General features: G+C 65.4%; 2 protein-coding genes. Both read left to right on the top strand.

What is annotated here, in order from left to right:
- Window positions 1–462: TetR-type transcription factor C-terminal domain-containing protein (locus AC1DOC_RS34095; protein WP_478131625.1), on the top strand; the 462-nt coding region annotated here is incomplete at its 5' end.
- 30 nt (window positions 463–492) lie between these two features.
- On the top strand, window positions 493–1269 hold a 777-nt coding region (locus AC1DOC_RS34090), incomplete at its 3' end, for an ABC transporter substrate-binding protein (protein WP_478131624.1).

The raw sequence follows: 1269 nt of genomic DNA, 5'->3' as shown, positions 1-1269 counted from the left end.
GTGTACTACTACTTCCGCGACAAGCAGGAGATCTTCGAAACGCTGTCGTGGCGCCCCGCGGTCGACTGCTTCACCGCGCTCGATTTCGCAGCCGGCGATCCGCGCCGCGCGAGCGAGAAGGTGCTCGAAGGCATCGAACGGCTGATCCGCGCGACCATTGCGCACCATCCCTGCGCCTTCTTTCCGTACCGCGAGCCGCAGGTGTACCGGCCCGAATACATCGCGGCGCAGAAGAAGCTCGCACATCACTTCTACGACCTGCTCTGTCCGCTGCTCGAAGAAGCGCGCCGCGACGGCGACCTGGACTTCGAGGAAACCAAGATCACGGCCCTCGCGGCCTGCAGCCTGCCGGGCTTTCTCTACAGCTGGTACCGGCCGAACGGCCGCCTCTCGCCCGACGAGGTGGCGACCGAGCTCACGAAGCTCGCGAGCCGCGTGATCGGCCTTCGCAGCCCGGACTGACTTCCCCCAAAAAACCGAGAGAGACAAACCATGAAGCCCAAGCACGCGCCACTGGCGCCGATCGCCCTTGCCTGCCTGCTGGCCGCTGCCGGCGGCGCCCAGGCGCAGCAACAGCAGCCCAGCTACAAGATCGCCTACATCGACCCGCTCTCAGGGCCGTTCGCGAACGTGGGCGAGCTGATGCTCACGCACACGCAGTACGCCATCGAGGAGATCAACGCCAAGGGCGGTGTGCTCGGCGGCACGAAGCTGCAGTTGCTGCAGTTCGACAGCAAGCTCTCGGCGCAGGAGAGCCAGAGCGCGCTGCAGGCGGCCATCGACCAGGGCGCCCAGGCCATCGTCACGGGTGGGTCGGGCTCCTCGGTGGTGTCGGCACTGGTGCAGTCGGTGGCGCGCTGGAACCAGCGCAATCCGGGCAAGGAGCTGATCGTGCTGAACCATTCGTCGATCGACCCCGAGATGACCGGCAAGAACTRCAGCTTCTGGCACTTCCAGACCGAGGCCAACACGGCGATGAAGATGAAGGCGCTGGCCAACTACATCAAGAAGACGCCGGACGTGAAGAAGGTCTACCTGCTGAACCAGGACTACGCCCACGGCAAGCAGTGGGCGAGCCACGGGCGCCAGCTGGTGGGCCTGGCGCGGCCCGACGTGCAGTTCGTCGGCGAAACGCTGCATCCGATCGGCCGCGTAAAGGACTTCTCGCCCTACATCGCCAACATCAAGCAGAGCGGCGCCGACTCGGTCATCACCGGCAACTGGGGCCAGGACATGACTCATCACCGGCAACTGGGGCCAGGACATGAC

This window comes from Variovorax sp. 01T439_2, from assembly GCF_056398445.1.
This window is presented reverse-complemented; position numbering and strand designations above follow the sequence as displayed.